At 44.3% G+C, this 20698-nt stretch carries 21 protein-coding genes; 8 read left to right on the forward strand and 13 right to left on the reverse strand.

Annotation, left to right across the window (positions count from 1 at the left end; genetic code table 11):
* Nucleotides 1-233: 233 nt before the first annotated feature.
* Nucleotides 234-1286, reverse strand: a complete 1053-nt coding sequence (locus tag BMX02_RS03525) for a decarboxylase (protein WP_091689219.1) — start codon at nt 1284-1286, stop codon at nt 234-236.
* Entirely contained in the window at nt 1283-2260 is a 978-nt protein-coding gene (locus BMX02_RS03530) for a deoxyhypusine synthase family protein (RefSeq protein ID WP_091689221.1), read from the reverse strand. The genes BMX02_RS03525 and BMX02_RS03530 overlap by 4 nt, the downstream gene beginning before the upstream one ends.
* A gap of 119 nt (nt 2261-2379) precedes the next feature.
* Here BMX02_RS03530 and BMX02_RS03535 point away from each other — a divergent pair, with 119 nt between their 5' ends.
* From BMX02_RS03535 to BMX02_RS03550, 4 genes are all read left to right on the forward strand, one after another.
* Nucleotides 2380-2922 (forward strand): pyruvoyl-dependent arginine decarboxylase, encoded by a 543-nt coding sequence (locus BMX02_RS03535; RefSeq protein ID WP_091689223.1) that lies wholly within the window; start codon nt 2380-2382, stop codon nt 2920-2922.
* Nucleotides 2923-3021: 99 nt separating this feature from the next.
* On the forward strand, nt 3022-3702 hold the full coding sequence (locus BMX02_RS03540) for a metal-dependent transcriptional regulator (protein ID WP_091689225.1): 681 nt from the start codon (nt 3022-3024) through the stop codon (nt 3700-3702).
* The gene (feoB, locus tag BMX02_RS03545) at nt 3662-5659 is read left to right on the forward strand and encodes a ferrous iron transport protein B (RefSeq protein WP_342707194.1); all 1998 of its coding nucleotides are present in this window, start codon (nt 3662-3664) and stop codon (nt 5657-5659) included. The genes BMX02_RS03540 and feoB overlap by 41 nt, the downstream gene beginning before the upstream one ends.
* A gap of 76 nt (nt 5660-5735) precedes the next feature.
* A complete protein-coding gene (locus tag BMX02_RS03550; RefSeq protein WP_091689227.1) occupies nt 5736-5957 on the forward strand; it encodes a hypothetical protein in 222 nt (73 codons plus the stop codon).
* A 22-nt stretch (nt 5958-5979) separates the two neighbouring features.
* Here the strand turns inward: BMX02_RS03550 and BMX02_RS03555 are convergent, their stop codons facing one another.
* The 7 genes from BMX02_RS03555 to BMX02_RS03585 form a co-directional block, all read right to left on the reverse strand.
* Entirely contained in the window at nt 5980-6765 is a 786-nt protein-coding gene (locus BMX02_RS03555; protein ID WP_091689229.1) for a C15orf41 family protein, read from the reverse strand.
* Complete coding sequence (locus BMX02_RS03560) at nt 6758-7402, reverse strand: endonuclease III domain-containing protein (protein WP_091689231.1); 645 nt, start codon at nt 7400-7402, stop codon at nt 6758-6760. Before BMX02_RS03560 ends, BMX02_RS03555 begins: the two co-directional genes overlap by 8 nt.
* Nucleotides 7403-7537: 135 nt before the next feature.
* Nucleotides 7538-8023, reverse strand: a complete 486-nt coding sequence (locus BMX02_RS03565) for a hypothetical protein (protein WP_091689233.1) — start codon at nt 8021-8023, stop codon at nt 7538-7540.
* A 28-nt stretch (nt 8024-8051) separates the two neighbouring features.
* The gene (locus BMX02_RS03570) at nt 8052-8900 is read right to left on the reverse strand and encodes a ribose-phosphate diphosphokinase (RefSeq protein WP_091689235.1); all 849 of its coding nucleotides are present in this window, start codon (nt 8898-8900) and stop codon (nt 8052-8054) included.
* 87 nt (nt 8901-8987) lie between these two features.
* Nucleotides 8988-9467 (reverse strand): cyclic pyranopterin monophosphate synthase MoaC, encoded by a 480-nt coding sequence (moaC, locus tag BMX02_RS03575; protein WP_091689237.1) that lies wholly within the window; start codon nt 9465-9467, stop codon nt 8988-8990.
* A 17-nt stretch (nt 9468-9484) separates the two neighbouring features.
* The gene (locus tag BMX02_RS03580) at nt 9485-9664 is read right to left on the reverse strand and encodes a hypothetical protein (protein ID WP_091689239.1); all 180 of its coding nucleotides are present in this window, start codon (nt 9662-9664) and stop codon (nt 9485-9487) included.
* A gap of 13 nt (nt 9665-9677) precedes the next feature.
* Nucleotides 9678-11123 (reverse strand): NAD(P)H-hydrate dehydratase, encoded by a 1446-nt coding sequence (locus BMX02_RS03585; protein WP_091689241.1) that lies wholly within the window; start codon nt 11121-11123, stop codon nt 9678-9680.
* Nucleotides 11124-11340: 217 nt separating this feature from the next.
* On the opposite strand from BMX02_RS03585, the gene tnpB reads away from it, so the two are divergent.
* From tnpB to BMX02_RS03600, 3 genes are all read left to right on the forward strand, one after another.
* Nucleotides 11341-12459 carry an IS200/IS605 family element RNA-guided endonuclease TnpB gene (gene tnpB, locus BMX02_RS03590; protein ID WP_091689243.1) on the forward strand — a complete coding sequence of 373 codons (1119 nt, stop codon included), beginning with the start codon at nt 11341-11343 and terminating at the stop codon, nt 12457-12459.
* A gap of 337 nt (nt 12460-12796) precedes the next feature.
* Nucleotides 12797-13789 (forward strand): aspartate-semialdehyde dehydrogenase, encoded by a 993-nt coding sequence (locus BMX02_RS03595; protein ID WP_091689245.1) that lies wholly within the window; start codon nt 12797-12799, stop codon nt 13787-13789.
* A gap of 202 nt (nt 13790-13991) precedes the next feature.
* Nucleotides 13992-14846 (forward strand): class I SAM-dependent methyltransferase, encoded by an 855-nt coding sequence (locus BMX02_RS03600; RefSeq protein WP_091689247.1) that lies wholly within the window; start codon nt 13992-13994, stop codon nt 14844-14846.
* Between the two features lie 24 nt (nt 14847-14870).
* On the opposite strand, the gene BMX02_RS03605 is transcribed toward BMX02_RS03600, so the two are convergent.
* Together BMX02_RS03605 and BMX02_RS03610 are read right to left on the reverse strand one after the other, a co-directional pair.
* Nucleotides 14871-16226, reverse strand: coding sequence for an MATE family efflux transporter (locus tag BMX02_RS03605; RefSeq protein ID WP_091689249.1), 1356 nt, complete (start codon nt 16224-16226; stop codon nt 14871-14873).
* A gap of 62 nt (nt 16227-16288) precedes the next feature.
* Nucleotides 16289-16822 (reverse strand): hypothetical protein, encoded by a 534-nt coding sequence (locus tag BMX02_RS03610; RefSeq protein ID WP_091689251.1) that lies wholly within the window; start codon nt 16820-16822, stop codon nt 16289-16291.
* 252 nt (nt 16823-17074) lie between these two features.
* Here BMX02_RS03610 and BMX02_RS03615 point away from each other — a divergent pair, with 252 nt between their 5' ends.
* Nucleotides 17075-18007: a UbiA family prenyltransferase gene (locus tag BMX02_RS03615; RefSeq protein WP_091689252.1), complete on the forward strand. Its 933-nt coding sequence runs from the start codon at nt 17075-17077 to the stop codon at nt 18005-18007.
* Here BMX02_RS03615 and BMX02_RS03620 read toward each other — a convergent pair.
* Nucleotides 17994-18785, reverse strand: coding sequence for a helix-turn-helix transcriptional regulator (locus BMX02_RS03620; protein ID WP_342210513.1), 792 nt, complete (start codon nt 18783-18785; stop codon nt 17994-17996). The two genes, BMX02_RS03615 and BMX02_RS03620, sit on opposite strands and share 14 nt — an antisense overlap.
* A gap of 291 nt (nt 18786-19076) precedes the next feature.
* Nucleotides 19077-20693, reverse strand: coding sequence for a bifunctional phosphoribosylaminoimidazolecarboxamide formyltransferase/IMP cyclohydrolase (gene purH / locus BMX02_RS03625; protein WP_091689254.1), 1617 nt, complete (start codon nt 20691-20693; stop codon nt 19077-19079).
* Nucleotides 20694-20698 lie beyond the last annotated feature (5 nt).

Consider the following 20698-nt stretch of genomic DNA (forward strand, 5'->3'; position numbering starts at 1 on the left):
AATTATCACCATGTGTGTTATCTGATCAGTATAAGTGTTGATATGTTTAAAGCTATTTTTGGATCTGAGGAATATCTGCATGTTTTATTTTATATATAACATGTTCCTTTTGCTGAAGGTCTTGCTGCTACGATGCAGCAACCGAGGATAAAAAAGATAGTGGACAACCGTGGTGGCTGCAATGGTATTTGTGGATGATCAGTCTGCCTGCTTATGGGTCTGACAACTGAGTATCATTCTATTATTTCTGTAGGGATCTCTTCCAGATCACAGAAGTTCGAAGTGAAATTGTAGGCTCCTGCATTGATGAACACGATCTCATCACCGATCTTCGGCTTGTCCTTTAGGTACACACGGTACCTGAAAAGATCCATTGAGCACGGTGTGCAGCCCTTGATAACATAAGGTTTGCCGGCATTGTTGCCAACCTCGCCGTCAACTCTCAGTTTTACAGGTACCAGGATCGCATCCATGTCACTGTTGTAGACGGAAGCGTTCACAATGATGTTGTTGTCATAGACACCTGTGATATAGGTGATGAGCTTTCCGGCAGGTGCTGAAATGAACCTTCCCGGCTCTATCATAAGCTGTATGTCCTTCTCATGCAACCATTCCCGAAGTTCGGTGATGCGCCTGAAGATCCCTCCGATCACATCAACGTTGGTATTGGCATATTCTGAGGGTAGACCTCCTCCGATGTTGAGAATGTCGATGGCTTCAAGCGTTTCTTCTGACAGGACGTCCTCGATGTCCTGCTGGATCTTCCACTCGTTGACGTTCTGGGTCTTCCTGTGGAAGTGCACTCCAAGTTTTTCGATGTGGGGAGTGTCCTTAAGTTGTGCTACCCTTTCGTTGATAATATCGGAGCTCATGCCGAAAACGAAATACCTCTCTGTCCTCAGGGAATGCTCTTTGAGCTTTAAGCGGAGCAAAAGTGTGATCTTCCAGTCGGTGGGTTCAATTGTTGAGAGCAGGATCTCAAGGTCGAACTCATTGTCAACGGCAAAGGAGCGAATGCCTCTTTCATAGAGGTCTTCTACGATCCCGGAGGTCCAGCCCTGTGCCAGGAAAAGCACCCTTGACATATCCTTTACGTGCTTGAGCTCGTTGATCATGTGCACGCTGAGGAATCCGTCGGTGTTCTCTTCGATCATCGGGCTGACCCTTGGGTTCGTCTTGGAGCTGAAACCCAGGATATCCACGACTTCCCTGACCTTGTTGTATTGCTCAAGGACAACCTTTTTTGATAATGTGAATTTTGGCGACGGGATGGTTGAACTGTTCATTTGACCACTCCGCTGTCCTCATTGTTCTTTTTCAGGCTTTCCAGCAGACCGTCCTCTGCAAGCTCATCAAGTGCATGTATCATGGCAAGAGGGAATGTGATGCTCACGTCTCCAATAACAGTGGCAACATCGCTTTCGTCCTTGACCTTTCCCCATGACTTTGCTTCGTTGGTGTTTGCTCCGGACATGCTTCCCGAGGTGCGGTGGGCAGTTGTCATATATACTGCGTATTCGGCACCTCCGTTCAGGAGTGTGCTCAGGATAGCATGGTGTTTTGATATCGATCCGCCCAGTGCGATGACGCCCTTGCGATCATCGAAGCTACTTGCGAACAATATGTTGCCGAAGTCCTTTACAACATCGACCATGAAATCAGGATGGTCCTGCTGGAACAGGTATAAGTGGAAACCGAATGCACCGTCGGTGATGGCCGGGCAGAATATAGGGACATTGTTCTTTGCTGCCTGGTAGAGGATCGAGTTCTCGTCATCGAGCATCAGCCCGATCTCACGCAGCATCTCGGAAACAGCCCAGCGCTTTTGTTTTTCATAAAGCTTCTTGAGTATCCTTTCGATAAGGCTCTCGAAGTTCATGTAGCTCTCGTTCTTGATAAGCAGGTTTCCCACACGGTTGATGCCCTTTTCGTGCAGTTCCACATCATCTGTCTGGAACGAGCCTATCTGGAAATCTTCACCTGTGGCCTTCATTATGTCCTCTTCAAGACCGCCTACGGTGGTGACGATGACATCAGCAATTCCCAGCTCGATAAGCTGGGCAAAGAACCCTCTCAGACCGGAGGTGACCATGTTCGAGGTAAATGTCAGGAATACCTTTGCAGAATCCTTTTTCATCTTCACTATAACTTCGGATGCCCGCTGGAGCTCAACGCTCTGGAATCCGATGAATTCGTAGGAATCGACAAGCTCTGACACTCGCATATCCTGTTTCCATTTTAGGTCCTTCACTTTTACCATTAAAGATCACCGTTAAGTATGGGGGTGATGGAATCTCGAAATCATATATAAATGTTGGTCTGCTTTCTGGCAGAAAGTCTATCGAAACATATTTATCTTTCTCTTTAATAGGCTTCTCTATGATCCCGAAAAAAGCATTTGTGGTAAAAGGTACCGGTGTCCATAAGGACAAGCTGGCTTCATTTGAGCTTGCATTAAGGGACGGTGGGATCGAGAAGTTCAATCTTGTGACGGTTTCTAGCATACTGCCTCCAAATTGTGATGTGGTTTCAAAGGAAGAGGGTCTTGGTGATCTTAAGCCCGGTCAGATCGTTTACTGTGTCATGGCAAAGAACCAGACGGATGAACCACGACGTTTGATAGCAGCAGCCATCGGGAATGCTGTTCCTGTCAACAGCAAGGATTACGGCTACATTTCCGAGCATCATTCTTTCGGGGAGGATGAGAGGACCGCAGGGATCTATGCTGAGGACCTGGCAGCAACCATGCTCGCTACAACATTGGGGGTCGAGTTCGATGCTGACTCTGCCTGGGAAGAGCGTGAGCAGGTCTATAAGGCAAGTGGTCACATATTTGATACGACACACTATTGCCAGTGTGTCCAGGGGGATGAAAATGGCTTCTGGACCACTGTTGTTGTTGCAATGGTCTTTGTTATCTGAGATGGTTATGGAATCGAATAATTTTCGGTATGCAGAACCAAAATTTATATATCTAAATCATGGGTTATAGCCACTCATTACATTATAGTGTGAACGAAAATGACTGCAGATCGCATTGAAGAATATCTTGAAACGATACTCTCACTTAGTAATAACGGCGAACTTTCTGTTAAGAATAAAGATATAGCTGATGAGCTTGGCGTATCGCAGGCTGCAGTTTCCGAAATGGTGCAAAAACTCACAGAGGAAGGAGTTGTTGATCACCAGCCATATCATGGTGTCCGGCTGACCAATACCGGTCTGTTGCAGGCAAAAAAGCTAAAGCGCAAGCATCATGTGATCGAAAAGTTCCTCTCGGATGTTCTGGAGATAGACCCCGAGGTCTCACACAACGAAGCATGTGGTCTTGAACATGCGGTATCGGACATTGTTGTGGAAAGCATGTGCAAGTTTCTGGGAAGTAATAACATTGACTGCAATCCTGTTGATGAGGACGAATGCTGTCTTTTCAAAGAGAACTATGTTGCATTGTCCGATCTCAAGGAAGGGGATAGTGGAACAGTGGTCATGATGACATTGCCTGATTCTTCCAAAGAGAGACTGGTATCTCTTGGCCTGATAGCCGGAGAAAGTGTGGATGTCAAGCGTAAGCAGAAGCAAGGTTCAACTTCTATCCTGACACGCGGAACAGAGATAGCTCTTGGAAACGAGATCGCCAGGAAGATCTTTGTACGTCTGGGTGCAAGAAAGAGATATCCGCGTGGAAGTGGTAGAAATTAATTCTGGTTCCGACGTTGTTACTGAAAGGGCGATCTCTTCCAAATATGATATGACGATGGCCTTTGTGGGCAATCCGAGTGTGGGCAAAAGTGCATTTTTTTCACGCCTTACAGGTATTGGCGTGGTCATTGCAAACTACCCGGGAACCACAGTGGAACTGACGCATGGCAGTATCAATGCAGGTTCTAAGAAAGTGGATGTCGTGGACTTGCCGGGAATATACTCCCTGGGAGCTTCCACGGAAGATGAGAAGGTCTCAAAAAGGTATCTTTTGAGGGAATATCCGGACGTTATCATCAATGTTGTGGATGCCACCCGACTTGAAAGGAATCTCTACCTTACATTGCAGCTTCTGGAACTGGACATCCCTATGGTGGTAGCCTTAAACCAGATGGATTCTGCAAAAGAGATGGGTATCGAGATTGATGTTGAGAAGCTTTCAGATTATCTGGGTGTGCCTGTAATTCCAACAGTTGCTACCAAAGGCCTTGGACTTGATGATGTTGTTCTTTCAGCGCTTGACGAGGAAATTTCAACTGAGAAAAGACGCAGGGTACATTATGACAATCATATTCTTCGTGCCATCGAAAGGCTGGATGCAGATTTCCCGGAGATCGGTTATGGCATCAAGGTCAGGGCTCTTGAAAGGGATGAAGAATTCGTTAAATTGAGCTGCCGTCCTCATGATGCCGATCTTTTGCTTGCGACTTCCGGATCCATCACCGAAGATATCGAAAAGGCTCATGAGATGCAGATATCGGATACCATTGCACGCGATCTGTATGGGGAAGCAGGATACATCGTTGATCGGGTCAGGACCCAGTTCGAGCACAAGATCACGTTCAAGGAAAAGATCGATTCTCTGCTGACCTCTGAGTATGTGGGAATAACCGGTCTTATCATTGCTCTTTTACTTACATTCTTTGTTGTATTTACACTAGGTGGTTTCCTTGAAGAGGGAATAGTCTCTCTGTTTGAAACTTACCTTATCTTCCCTGTGGAGGAGATGCTTGCAGATTCATCTCCGATCTTCAGGAATGTCTTTATATATTCTCTTCTGGGAATTGAAGCCGGGTTTGCTATAGCGATCCCATATATTGCGGTGTTCTACATTATCCTCTCATTGTTCGAGGATTCGGGGTACCTGACGAGAGCGTCCTTCCTTCTGGATAACTGGACCCACAAAGTGGGTCTTCACGGCAGGGCGATCATTCCATTGGTCCTTGGCCTGGGATGCAATGTGCCTGCGATCATGTCCACCCGGGCTCTCAATACCATGCGTGAAAGAAGGATCGCATCGGTGCTGATAGCGCTGACACCATGCTCTGCAAGAACTGTGATCATTCTGGGACTTGTGGGAACTTTTGTGGGTTACTGGGCAGCAATTTCAATATATGTACTTGAACTTGTGATCATATTCGGCACTGGCTGGGTCCTTGGTAAAGGGCTTTCAGGTGAAAAGACCGGTCTGATAATGGAGATGGCACCATTGCGCAGGCCTGACCCGAGGGCTACTTTGCAGAAGACCTGGTTGCGTGTGCGTGAGTTCGTTTACGTAGCATTCCCTTTGCTGGTGGCAGGAAGTGCCTTGCTTGGGTTGCTTGATTCACTAGGTGTCCTGGATATGTTCCAGAATGCGGTCGAGCCAGTATCTGTAGGCTTATTTGGATTGCCTGCATTTGCAGCAACTGCTCTTATCTTTGGTATACTCCGAAAGGAAATGGCTTTGCAAATACTGGCGGTGCTTGCCGGTACTGCAAACTTTGTCCAGGTGTTGACTCCGCTACAGATGTACTCATTTGCGGTCATAACAACGATCTATATTCCATGTGTTGCAACCATTGCAATACTAAAACATGAACTTGGCTGGAAAGATACTGCTGTTATCTCCATGTTCACTATTTGTCTGGCACTGCTGGCAGGTTTCCTGATAAATATAGCAGGTATGATGCTTTGAAAAGGATGTTTTTGTTAAGAGAGCCTAAATTTCCTATTTCGGCAGATTTTAATAGTACCTAACGAAGTTTACTATAATGACTCGTATTACAGCTACACCACAAAAGAATTCAATAAGCGCTCTGATCGATATCTTTGAAATGAGCAATTTGCGCGAACCTTTCCTTGATGAGGTAGGTAGCATGCTTGAGGTGATGGGTACCCATGGTTCAATTACAGAAGGAGCTGTGGCTTATGAAGATGAAGAGATCTACCATGTTCACACAATGAGCATCATGGCCCCTCTAAAGAAAAAGTGAATTTTTTGGAAATAATATGAGCTTAAATGCTCGAATTTAATAGTTCTTCAATATCCATATTGATCTCAGGGGTGGAACCCCTGTAAAAACTGTGGTCACGTATGATATTCCCATCCATTGTGATACTATCAAGGTGGCCATACCAGTATATCACCATTCCTGTGCCATAATCCCTTTCGTAGTACTGGAACTGTTTTTTGAGATAATGTGCATGCTCCCTTTCATCCCCGAACATTGCCTTGCTCTCTATCCAGAGGATCTCCACATCATTAACGTAGATCGGCTCATCCAGCAGGAAATCCGGGGTCTTTTGCATTCCCATTTCCCTCAGGTCTTCTTCGGTGCTGTAAGCAAGTTCCTTGTAGTTAAGCCATTTTTCAATAATGTCTTCTCCCATTTTACCCCGAATGGACTGGGCCTTATGTGCTTCAGGGGAAAAGAAATGATCTTCATTGATAGCTTCGCTTATCTCTCTTGCCAGGCGCTTATCTTCCAGTGAATCGAGGTGTTTCAGGATATATTTTTTAGAGTAGCCAAGCTCCTTGATGATCACTGAAGCCATGAGAGTAGCCGGAACTTCGTTGTCCTTTGCCAGTACAATTATGCTTATGCCTTTGTTCCACAAGTAGAGATAGTTCTTGCTCTTGCTCTGGAGGCTATGCATCTTCCTCTTGACCTTCGAGACTATTTTTTGGTTAAGTATTGCAGCAATAACTCCTGCAGGCTCATTGAACTGCATCGCCAGATCATCGATGTTTTCCGGATCATTTACATTTTCATATATCCGGAGATAGGTTCTTTTATCCATTCTTTACCTCTTTGTCTTTGAAGCTATGCAAGAGAACACAATCATCACATTGTTTCTTTCCACAGTAGTTCTTGGCATATTCTACTATCAAAGCATGGTATTCTTTGTATAGTGGTACATCTGATGGAAGTTCTGTCTCGAACAGCTTTTGAAGTTGCATATAATTGCCTTCAATTCCGATGCATTTCATGATACGGGTGGTGTAGGCATCGATCACGAACTTCGGTTTATCTGCAGCATAGAGAACAATACTGTCCGCAGTCTCGTTCCCTACGCCGTTCAGGGAAAGCATAAGTTCTCTCAGTTCCTCTGTAGGTAACTGGAATATGTTATCCATTCCTTCTGTGGTGAAGAACTGTGCAATGTCTTTCAGGCGTTTTGCTTTCTGGCGGTAGAAACCGCAGCATCTGACAAGCTCTTCAATATGCTCTACATCTGCATTTGCCAGTTGTTCAGGCTCTATCAGATCGGACCTTTTGAGAGCACCTATGGCCTTCTCAACATTTGTCCATTTTGTCTGTTGTGTCAGTATTGTACCGATCACTACCTCAAAAGGCGTATCAGCGGGCCACCATTGCAGATGACCGATCATCCCGAGAAGTGCCTCGTAGATATCGCTGACCAATTCGTTTTGCATCTGCCTTAAAAGATGTTTTCTTATTATATAATATGGGCGTGTGTCTTAAAAAAAGTAATAAAGTAAAAAAAGCCGAAGAACTTCTAAAATACTTACTTCTTCGATATGTTGGATGAGCTGAAGTCATCCGGAACTTTAGTTCCAGAACTCCTTCTCATAATCTTCAGGAAGGTCATCAAACTTCATCATTTTGTCAAGCTTGCTTTTTGCTGCATTATCTTCCTTTTCAGAAGTCTCAGTTATATCTTCATTTGTCTGTTCTGCCACAACAGCTTCATGTGAGTGGATCACCGTTGTATGTTCGGTCTCCATCACAACTTCTTCCTCTATCACAGGCTTGATAGGGGCCGTTTCTTCCCTTTCAACTCTGGCAACTGGCTGTACAGGTTCCCTTTCATATGCCCTTTCCGGAGCTGGTTCCGGTTTATATCCAAGGCGCATGCGGGTTTCTTCGGCATAGTTGTCGGACACGACGTCTGACCGGTTGCCTTGTTTGTGAGTTGAACGGTACCCGATGGTACAGTTCTCCTCGCCTGTCCTCCAATCCACATGGAATAGGTAGCAGCTCTTTCCCTTGCATTGCAATTCGTTGTCCAATGGGCATATTTCGGGTAACACCATGTAAAACCACTCCGGGTCTGTTGTCTTTTTATAATTTCTTCAGGAAATCTGCAATAAGAGGTGCAACACTGATGTGACTTTGTGCTTTTTCCAGCGTGTCGGTCGCAATGACCTCATGTACGCCTGCATTGTAAAGTCTCAGGACACCGTTCTTGGTGAGCACCGGGTGTACGCATGCGATGTACACGTCCTTTGCACCCTGGCTGCGTAACAATTTGATTGATTCTGCCATGGTCCCGCCGGTTGCGATCATATCATCTATCAGTATAACATCTCTGCCGGTGACATCGATGTTCTTTGTCTTGATGGTGACCGTATCTCCGGAAAGCCTTGTCTTCTCAAGATAGTCGTATTCGATGCCCACATCTTCGGAGGCACTTTCTGCAAGTGCGATGGCACCGGCATCAGGGGAAATGATCAAGGGGTTTTCCAGATTAAGTGATCTGATGTAGTTGCCCAGAAGGTGGGATGCATCAAGATCGAAAGAGTCAGCACTGAAATGTTCAAGTACGCTCTTCTCGTGAATATTGACGGTGATGACCCTGTCCGCTTTGATGGTGCGGGCAATGGCACGTGCACTGATGGCCTCTCCGGATTTGAAGATCCTGTCCTGTCTGGCATAGCCCATGTAGGGTATGACCACGGTGATAGTGGGTGCATCCTCACATGCATCTATCAACTGCAACAGTGAAATAAGGTCAGAATCAGTGGGTGTGCTCTGGATGATCGTGACATCATCGACTATGTCTTCAAGTACTCTTGTGTAAACCTCTCCATCGGGGAAACGGTTGAACTCGCAAAGCGACGGTTCCATATTTAGTTCTCTTGCAACCCGTGATGCGAGCAACTGTGATGCAGGTCCTGCTATGATTTTCAAAGAATGTACCTCTCCAGTATAATTTTATTAATAGTGATCAAGTGTTATTAACAATAATTCCCCTTTATTACATTGAACCATTAAAAGTCATTGGTTTGTCAGTTGTTCCTTGACTTTCTTTACAACATGTATGTCTTTGATAGCAGTAGATGGATAATTGCCTGTATCGTCCTTTTCAGCGGATTTGACCATATCCCATATAGTAAGAAGGGCCACGGAAACTCCTGTAAGGGCTTCCATTTCAACTCCTGTCTTTCCCACAGACCTGACCTCAACATTGGCTGTCAAATCTGTATCCCCAACCTCAAATTCCACATCTACTGAGGTGATGGGTATCTGGTGGCACATGGGTATCATTTCGGGCACTCTCTTGACCGCGAATATGGCAGCGGTCCTTGCAGTTGCAAGGACATTTCCCTTTTTAACGGTTCCACTTCTGATACTCTCGATGGTCGCCCCCGTAAGAACAAACATTCCGGAAGCCGTTGCATACCTGCTCACAATGTCCTTGTTGCTGATGTCGACCATGTATGCACGGTCGTCCTTTATATGGCTAAATTCCTGCATCTGATACTTCTCTCCACTTAGTCGATACGCACCTGTTTTCTCTGTTCATAGTCCTCGATAGCATCTCCCACCTTTGTGAGTAGCTCCTGTGCCTCGGCGATTGAAAGCTTCACGATCTCTTCATCTTCACCATGGCTGACAACTATGCGTACCCTGTTCCTTTCAATATCTACTGTTATATTTCTACTTTTATCCATTTTACCACTCCCTTTATTTCATGACGTCTGTGATCCTGTCTATAACATCAGTAGCAAGCAATCCATATCCTTTATCTTCAAATGCAAGGTCTCCTGCTGCACCATTGATAAAAGCCGCACAACATGCTGCTTCCATTGGAGAACTGGTCGCAAAGAGCGCTCCTGAGATCCCTGCGAGCACATCACCAGTGCCACCCACCGTCATTCCCGCATTACCGGTACTGTTGATGGCAACCCTTTCTCCGTTGCTGATGGTGTCTTCCTTACCCTTAAGAAGTACGGTCGGACCGTTCTCTCTGGAAAATGCCTGTACATCATCTGCCCCGTGACCTCCAAGTGATCTGAATTCCCCTGCATGCGGGGTGATGATCATTGTTGTATCTTCGGGGACAGGCAGTTCTATACCATAAAGACCATCGGCATCTACAACCACTTTCTTACAGAAAGGTATTATCTTTGAGATCGCTGTTTTTGTTCGTTCTGCTCTTCCAAGCCCCATTCCAATGACCACCACATCATGTGATGTTATCAGTTCAGCGATCGTTCCCACATCCTCTTCACAAAGGACATCTGATGAAAGTGGTCTTACTATTATATTAGGGGAATATGATGCAATAGTCCCTGCAACACTTGCAGGAGCAGCGACGGTAACAATGTCAGCACCTGTTCGTAACGCTGCCATGGCTGCAAGTGCCGGTGCACCGGAATAAGGCCCGCCGCCAATGATAAGTATCCTGCCTGAGTTGCCTTTGTGGCTATCTGCATGGCGTTTTTGAAGGACTTTCAGGTCACCTGAGCCTACATATCTTTCTGCATCGGTACACACCCCGATATTGACAACTTTAACCTCGGAAGTATATTCTCTGGCAAGGGACGTTGTAAGTCCTGTCTTCATTTCGTGAAAAGTGAGAGTAATATCTGCTATCACTGCTTTGTCAATATCTCCGCCGTCGGGGTCAAAACCTGATGGTACATCAACAGCTATTACCTGCTTATCTGAATCGTTGATCATATCGATCACGGTGGATTCAGGTTCTCTCAGTTTTCCACTGATCCCGGTTCCAAGTAGTGCATCTACGATAATATCTGCATCGTCGATCCATCCTTTTTTCTTAAGCTGTGATGCATCAGTGATCTCAGTTATTCCTTCTATATTGCAGTGTTTGAGTATATTGAAGTTATGTCTTGCATCATCTGTCCTTATGCGGGTTGCATTACCCACAAGTGCGATATATACTGTTACATCCGGATCGGATGCCAGATGTCTCGCAGCAACGAACGCATCGCCTCCGTTGTTCCCCCTGCCTGCAATGAATATGACCTTTCCGCTACCGATACGTTCCTTTACCTCACGTGCAATGGCAGCTCCTGCATTTTCCATCAGTTGCAGTCCTTTGAGCCCAAGATATTCACAGTTAGCATCGATTGCCCGCATTCGCGAAGATGTTATCGACCTCATGTTCCTCTATTATTCTTTAGTTTGCATTGTATTTAGATGTATCAATAATGTTACTGTTGCCGGATGGAATTCGGGGCGGGTTCGACCTTTGCCTCGGATGAGCTTTAACTTTCAGCCGAGAAGTCCCTTCTGTAAGGTGGGGGATGAAAGGCGTACTATCCGCATACACCATTATTTTACAAAACATTGATATATTGTTAAAACATATAGTATATTGATGCTTAAAGCCTACAAATATCGACTGTACCCCTCTGAATCCCAAATCGAGATTCTTGTAAAACATATTGGTGCATGTAGGTTTACGTATAATTGGGCTTTAGAACAGAAAAACAAAGCGTATGAAGTTGATAAAAAATACTTGTCGAGATTTGAATTACAGCATCGACTTGTTCATGACCTGAAACCAAACAATGAATGGTTAAAAGAAGTCAATTCCCAATCATTACTAAATACACTTATCAATCTCGAATCTGCTTTCACTCGCTTTTTCAGAGAGAAAAAAGGATTTCCTAATTTCAAATCAAGGAAAAATCCCGTACAATCATTTCAGATACCACAACATTATTCAGTGGATTTTGAAACTGATACAATCAAACTTCCTAAGTTGAAACAACCGATAAAGGCAAAGTTGCATCGGAAGTTTGAAGGTAAACTAAAAACCGCTACGGTATCAATAACCCCTACTGGAAAATACTACATCAGTATTCTAGTAGATGATGGAAAAGAATTGCCTGAAAAAGAAATGTTCGATGAAAAATCAACATTGGGAATCGATGTTGGACTTACTCACTTCGCCATACTTTCCAATGGTGAAAAAATCGACAATCCCAAACACCTTAGAAATAGTATGGATAGGATGAAAATCTTACAAAAGCGGACGAGTAAGAAACAAAAGGGTTCAAAGAACCGAAATAAAGCTAGACTTGCAGTATCTACACTTCATGAAAAAATCCGAAACCAGAGAACTGATTTTCTGCACAAAACTTCTTATAAATTAATAAGCGAGAACCAAGCAATTGCAGTAGAAACACTGAATATTTCGGGCATGTTAAAAAACCATTGTCTTGCACAAGCAATCGGTGATGTTTCATGGAGTGTGTTTTTTCGACAACTCGAATATAAAGCAGAGCAGTACGGAAAGACACTATTAAAGATAGGTCAATTTGAGCCATCTTCGAAATTATGTAATGTTTGTGGTTTCCACAATGGTAAAATGACTTTGAAAGATAGATATTGGAGTTGTCCTGAGTGTAATACAGAACATGACCGAGATATCAATGCCGCTATCAATATCAAGAAGTTTGCACTTCAAAATCAAAATCTACTAAATATTTGACACCTTCGGAACGAGGGGAAGAGCCTGTGGACTTGTGAACATAAGTTCAAAGAATGAAGCAGGAAGCTCCATGCGTAAGCGTGGAGTAGTTCACTATGGTCTATCTTTGTGGGCCTTACAATCTCCTCTATCTTTTTTGTTAGAGCAACTAAAATACAAGGATAGGCTATTTCTATGTGTATGATATATAGCAAAAAAACACTGATAAGTGGAATTGCAGATCAATTTGGGAAACATTGAGATTCCAAAAGCAAAGTTCACACAATTTCACATAAATGATGCTAATAAAGAAACTCAGGGTTTTCATGGACTCTCAGCAACTAACGGATGAAGAAAAATGAGTTACAAGATAGGAATTATGGGCGCTACTGGTGCAGTGGGCAGGGAAATCATCGAAGTTCTTCATGACAGGAACTTTCCTGTGGAAAGTCTAAGACTTTATGCATCAGAGAGAAGTGCAGGTAAGACGATCGAGACACCTTTTGGTGAGATCACTATTGAAAACGCCGGCTCGGCAGATTATTCGCAGCTTGACATCGCATTTTTTGCGATCAGCGGAGGCTGGAGCAAGGAGAATGCCCAAAAGGCAACAGATGCAGGCTGCTATGTGATCGACAACAGCAGTGCTTTCAGATATGATGATGAAGTGCCACTGGTGGTTCCTGAGATCAATGCCAATGCTATCGGGGACTCAAAGCTGATCGCCAATCCGAATTGTACAACTGCTATTGCAGCCATTCCTCTGTATAACCTCCACAAGGAATATGTTCTGAAGAAGGTCATAATCAGTACCTACCAGGCTACCAGCGGTGCCGGAGCTGCCGGAATGAGCGAACTGATAGAGGAAACCAGGAATTACCTGGAAGGCAAGGAGGCCCGGAACAAGGTATTTGTTCATCCTATCGTTTTCAACACTATTCCACACATTGACAGTTTTCAGGAAAACGATTACACCCGTGAAGAGATGAAGGTTGTCTGGGAAACCAGAAAGATATTCAGTGAACCTGACATGGCTATCAGCTGCACCTGTGTAAGGATCCCAACGATGAGGGTTCATGGGGAAAGCATAGTGATCGAGACCGAAAAACCGATCTCTCCGGAAGATGCAAAGAAGCTATTAGGCGAAACAGAGGGAATCGAACTAAAAGATGATATTGAGAACAACGTTTACCCGATGCCACTGACTGCCACCAAAAAATATGACGTGGAAGTTGGCAGGATAAGACAGAACCTTGTTTTCGGTGACCACGGTCTTGAGTTCTTTGTATGTGGTGACCAGATACTCAAGGGCGCTGCTTTGAATGCTGTTCAGATCGCTGAAAAACTTTAATAAAGCACCTTGTATTTGCTAAGGAAAGGAGACTCATGCATAGTTCTCTTTCCTCTTCTTCTTCGTTCTTCGTTTTCATTTTGTTCTTCTTAATACTCATTCTTCTAAGGTTCCTCATCTTCTGAATATTTACATTTTCTGAGATACGCCCCTAATTTTTTGTAGCAAAAACTTTTTTTGATGACTTCCCATATTCCTGTCCATGGATATCAGCGAAATTGACTGGAACGAAGTTTGGAAAGAACAGATGAGGCTCTATAATGAAGTTGCTGGCTCATCGGAAAAGGTGGATATCTGGGAAACCAAAGAAAGTGCCAGAAGGTACTGGGAAATGTCCCGGGACAAAGGCGCTGCCCGGGTTGACCATACCCTGAAAGAGATCGACCTTAAACCTGATTCACGTGTTCTTGATATCGGTGCAGGTCCGGGAGCACTTGCAATCCCTATCTCAAAGCGCGTCAGGGAAGTGGTCGCTGTCGAACCTTCTGATGGTATGATGTCCGTTCTGGAGGAAAATATTGCTGAGATGAACATCGACAACATCCAGTGCATACACAAAGGCTGGGAAGACATCGATGTCGAAGAGATAGGTGATGACTATGATGTTGTCATTGCTTCTTATTCATTGAGCGTTCCCGATATCAGGCATGCCTTTGAAAAGATACAGGCAGTTTCCAGTGGTTGCGTCTACATCTACTGGTTTGCAGGAGAAACATCCTGGGATGAACAGTATCGTGCCATATGGGCTCCCCTTCACAACGAGGAATATCACAGTTCTCCCAAGTGCAACATAATGTACAACGTTCTTTACGATATGGGCATCTATCCTAACATGAATGTGTTCCCTATCGAGCGAAGTATGTATTTTTCTTCACTGGAGGAAGCTGTAAAACACTACATCCCGCACTACCGGGCATATACTCCTGAAAAACTGGAGATCCTGAGGGAATATCTGGGTACGGTCCTGCCTCAGAACGAGGATGGTTCCATCCTGCACCTTGGTGATACTATGCGGGTCAGGATGTGGTGGGACAACAACAACAACGAATACAAATAATTTTCAGGACGTCTCCTCGTTATATTATGCGCGGATACCTTTGAAAACGCTGTATTCCTTTGCCAGCATTACAAAGGTCACAAGGAATGAAAGTCCATCTGATATCGGGAACGCTATCCATATTCCCTCCAGCTGGAAAAATCTTGGCAGTATCAACACAAGGGGTATCAGGAACAGGACCTGACGGCTGATGGATAGTATGAATGCTGGCCAGGCTCTTCCAAGGGTCTGGTAGATGGATGCCCCTACTATCTGGAATCCGATGAATGGAACTGCAAGCACCATGATGCGTGTGGCGGATCTGCCCGCATCTATCAATTGCTGGTCTGTGGTGAAGATGCTGAACAGCTGGGACGGGAAGAGGAACAGCAACAGGAATCCTGCTATTGATATCACGGTGGTGACCTTTATGGCAAGCAACGTTGAGCTGATGACCCTCTCAAAGTTCTTTGCACCGTAATTAAATCCTACAATAGGCTGGAGTCCCTGCACTATGCCTATCATTGGCATGAAGGTGAACATGAAAAGGCGGTTGACAACACCAAAGACTGCTATGGGTATGTCTCCTCCATAGATCGCCAGTGTGTTGTTTATTACAATGATCATCAGGCTTCCTGATGCACTTCTTGCAAAAGAGGATGCTCCGATGGTAATGGTCTCCCTGAAAACGTCCGGATGAGGAATGAGGTTACTTGCATGGAAATTCAGGCTGCTCATTCCACTGCTGAAATAATGTACCAGATAGATGGCGCTGACAGCCTGTGATATTACGGTTGCGATGGCAGCACCCTCGATTCCCATATCAAGTCCGAAAATGAATATCGGGTCAAGTATTATGTTCAGTCCGGCAGATATGAGCATTGTCAGCATGGCAACCTTTGCATTGCCTTCTGCACGAACTATATTATTGACTGTCATTGAGAATGCAAAAACGATTGTTCCGTACAATATTATTCTCGTATAGTCAAATGCGAACGGCAGGATGGTATCGGTAGCACCGAACAGTTTCAGAAGGGGTACGATGTAAATACTTCCAAGTACTGTGATAAGTATACTGAGTGCCAGTATTGCAGATATGGCATTCCCAAGTGCAATATCAGCACGTTTGTAGTCCTTTGAGCCAAGGCTTCTTGATATTATGGATGCACTTCCAAGTCCAATTGTAAGTGCCACTCCCATTATTATCATCTGGATAGGGAATGCTATTGTAATGCCTGCTATTCCCTGTACACTCTCAGCCCCGAGTGCCCTTCCGACAAATATTGTGTCCACAAGGTTGTAAAGTGCCTGAACTACCATTCCTATGGTTGCTGGCACTGAAAGTTTAAAAAGGACCTTTGAGATGCTTTCTTCTGCAAGCATCCGGGCTCTGGCGTTCATTGGTGTTTTCCTCGGAAAGGTTTGGTGGTGAGAAAGAAAACACCTTATAAAACAGTTCCGTATTATCTCTTTTTACGGATATTGTGGCATCGATCGTCTATCAATAGGGGTATGGTATCATTAGGCTGTGTTTCATTGTAGAAAAAAACAAGTGCCATGGATGACCATTCGATCCTGATCATTCTGGCGTTGTCCTTCCCGGGATCCATATGGTCTAACATGTTGATCTCATCTGCAAGATCATTACCAAAAGTTCTGGCATTTGCAGGTTCCATATCTGGAAATTCCTGTAAAAAGATGGTGGAAATAAATTTGCTGATCACTTTTCTTGAATATCCGATCATATTTGTGTCGCAGGAGCCGATTTGTATGTTCAGGCCATTCGTGTCCGTCCAGTAATGTGAATTAGATCCGAATGGCACGTCCATGGGTGGTTCAAAGGGACTGTTTGATCGAGATCGTATATCCATCATCTTTAGTTTCCACATGTTCGTCAGGCTGGAGGATTCTTTGCAGCAGTTTATGGTATATCTCTGCTGATCTCCATCTGTATATCTTTCAATCTCTGCGGATATTGCAGGACAATAGTTTTTCATTTTCACCCTCTTGAGTTATCAGGATGTGGTCGTTCAATCACTCATTCGAACATCCCGAACTCTTCGTTTTTCTGCTTTTTTTAATCCTTCCCAAATGATGTTCATTTGGTTAGTATGATGTAATTAGTAGTTATTTTTTCACGGGTATATATTAGTGATTTAGTTATCTTTTAGTGGAGTTGTCTAAGTTAGTTCAATGGTATAATCCTATTTTACCTTAATAATATCTGGAAGTCCACTACTGTTATACTCATGGCTGAAAAAACAGTTATTTCCACAAATCAGTTGAGCTATCCAAAAAACAACAACAGTAACAACAATAATCTTGTTTTGCCTGACATTTCGGGGCTGTGGCCAACCCTTCATCTCTTGAACAGTTCCACACTGGTCTCGATGTCCGGGGCTTTAAGGATATATCTTGCTTTCCTTCTGCTCCAGATGCAATGTAACATTCTCTCCTGTATAGCAGGTGGCCTGGTCGTGTATGCTGTATACACACTGGATCGTGCGCTTGATTCAGAAGAGGATGCTGTCAACAGGTCCGAGCTTACAGGTGCAAGAAGGGATGTAGCACTTTTCGTTTCGTTGCTTGCATTTTTAGCAGGTGCTTATTTCCTGTTCCTCGATGGAATACTGCTTCTCGCATTCCTTCCTCTTGTTACCGGTTATCTTTACAGTAAAGGACTAAAGGTCGGCAAACATCATTTGAAACTAAAAGGCGGTCTTGGAGTGAAAAATCTTGTTGTGGGTACAACATGGGGTGCCTTCATTGCCGGTATTGCAGGCTGGTATGCTGAAAGTCTTTTCCCTGTGATCGCAGTTTTCCTTTTCTTTGGGATCAAACTTTTCGTTAATTCATCTGTCTATGATTTCAAGGACATCAAGGGTGATGCTCTTGCAGGTATCAAGACCCTGCCTGTGAGTCTTGGACCACAAAGGACCCGTGGTCTCCTGTTGGGCATGCATCTATTCTCCCATTCTCTTCTGGGGATTTTGATACTTTCAGAGACCATTGCCTATGAACCTATTATTCTGGTTTACAGCTTCATTGCAGGAATGATCTGCATAAGTCGGTTCACAGTACCTACGGAAAATGAGTCAAAGGGCAGAATGCACAAGCGCCTGTTCGTTGTAGATGGTGAATCAAGTATGATGGTAGGATTAAAGGCATTTACAGGGATGTAATTTCCCTGGCCTCTTTTTTGTAATGCTCAAAGAGTTCTTTTCCCCAGCCTGCAATGGTCTGCCCGGTTCCCATCAGGTCTCTCTGTGGGTCATAGCTCCCGTTCTTGAAAAAGAGTGACAGGGAAAAGAAGTTGTCAGTCGCAACGAACGCAACTTTAGCATTATCGATCAGGTAAAGTGTTGTGTTATCCGAATCCAGGTACATCTGCATCGTTTCTGTGTACTCATTTTTAACTTTTTCAAAGACGTTCTTGGTTAGTATGAGGGATGTGGGAACATTGTTCTTTGCAAGGTTTGCGAAGAATTCGGGATACATGGGTATAAATATTGAAGATACGCCGCAGACCTCATTTGATTCGGCAATGTTGTCCAGGAAGTTCTTATGAGAATCATATATGTTCTCAATACCTTCTTCATGGATCGTACATTCATCAAGCTCACTTATCCTGTTAAGAAGATATTGTGGGATACCTTCAAGAATGTGTTCTTTCCAGAATTCCTCATTTTTCTCTATTGAACAAAGTGTGTCAACCAGTGGTCTCAGGTATTTGGCTGCAACTCTGCCAATGGGGGTTATGAAATACTCTTTTTCATCCCTGCAGATAAGGTTTGCAGCTATCATTTCTTTTAATCGGGGGGATATCTCCGGTGAGCTGACGTTAAAATGTTCCCTTATCTGGGATAATGATCGAGGTCCTTCTTCTAACAGGAACAGAAGGTCCTTTCGTTTTTCAGAAAATGTTAAAATGCTCAGTAACCCTGTTGATTTCAGTTGCATCAACTCCAAGGTTGATTGTGTATCAATTGTATATATAGTTTAGGAATTTTTATTTAAACATTTCTGAAACATTGGTGGGATCTTCGAAATACAATTGATCAATATTCTCATTATGAGGTCATATGGTGTCGAAATATTTGGTTTATAACCAATTGTTCTAATATTTTAACTGAAATACAATTAGACGTAATTGAAACAACTTTGGAAAAGGTGGCTCCAGAAAAAGGTCAAAAGAAAAATAAAAAAATGGTTGGAAGAATGCATACCTGTGTACGCATTCTTTTTGGTCTTTCAGTGCAGGAAGTGTCTCATTCCTGTGAAGACCATAGATATGTCCAGGCGATTTGCAGTTGTAATTACCTCATCATCCCTGATCGATCCGCCTGGGGATATGATGTATTTGATCTTGCTTTCGTCAGCATGGATTATGCTGTCGTCGAATGGGAAGAAAGCATCTGATGCCATGACACATTCGGAAAGTATGGACTCCCAGTACTCTTCAAATGACATGTCCGGCTTTTCCCTTTCGTAGATCATTTCCAGGTTCTCTCTTGCTTTTGTGGTTGCAAGCTTGCGGATGGAATCAACACGGTTTGGCTGTCCTGCACCCATTGCAAGCATCACAAAACATCCTTCACTGTACTCATATGCCAGAGTTACAGAGTTTGACTTTGTGCTCTTACAGGCACAAATGCAGAACTCGGACAGTTCACGCTTTTCTTCAGGGTATGGTGTATCTGTAACGCATTCCCACTTCTCGTAGAGACCGATGTTCCTTTGCTGTTTCAGCATTCCTCCAATGACATACTTGTAGGTGCTGTCTGTATCAAAGCTCTCGTTGAACTGTGGAAGCTCAAGCAAGCGAAGGTTTGCGCTCTTCTCCTTCAGGTATTCAAGTGCATTGTGCTCGAATCCAGGTGCCAGGATGATCTCTACGAACTTGCCTTTGAGAAACTCTGCGGATTCCATGTCAAATACGGTGTTCGTACAGATTATACTGCCAAAGGCGGATATCGGATCGCCGTCCCATGCGTGCTGCAATGCTTCACTAAGGGTATTTCCAGTTGCAAGTCCGCAGGGGTTGTTGTGCTTGACAATAGCAACAGCAGGTTTCTTGTTCCCGACCTCTTTGATCGTCTGGAGTGCATTGTCGGCATCAACGTAGTTGTTGTAGGAAAGCTCCTTTCCATGCAGTTGTTTTGCATTTGAGAGTGCAGGTCCTTCGATCCCCTTCTCTCTGTAAAATGTTGCTTCCTGATGCCAGTTCTCACCATAACGAAGCTTGACGCCGTCGGTGAAGTTCATACGAAGAACGTCCTCTCCGAGCAGTGTTTTGCTCAGGTATGTGTCAATGGTGCTGTCGTAGTCTGCAGTATGGCGGAATGCCTTGACTGCAAGCCCTTCCCTTGTCTGGTCGGATACTATCCCTGTTGACCTTAATTCCTTGAGGATGTGTCCATAATCGTCAGGGTCACATACAACGGCTACAGAGGAGTAGTTCTTTGCGGCAGAACGTAACATTGTAGGTCCGCCGATATCGATGTTCTCGATAGCCTCTTCGAGGTTAACGCCTTCTTTTGAGACGGTTATCTCAAAGGGGTAAAGGTTGACTGCCACCATGTCGATAAGCTCTATGGATTCCTTTTCTGCCTCTCCCATGTGTGAAGCATCTTCTCTCAGGCACAAAAGCCCGCCGTGTATCCTTGGATGTAAGGTCTTTACACGACCTCCCATCATTTCAGGGAATCCTGTCACTTCTGAGACATCGGTAGTCTCAATACCCGCATCACGGAGCATCCTTGCAGTTCCGCCGGTCGATATGATCTCTATGTTCAGTTGCTCAAGTCCTCTTGCAAACTCTACGATTCCAGTTTTGTCAGAGACGCTCAGCAGTGCTCTTTTTACCAAAAAAT

This window comes from Methanococcoides vulcani (assembly GCF_900111645.1).
In the GTDB taxonomy this organism is placed as follows: Archaea; Halobacteriota; Methanosarcinia; order Methanosarcinales; family Methanosarcinaceae; genus Methanococcoides; species Methanococcoides vulcani.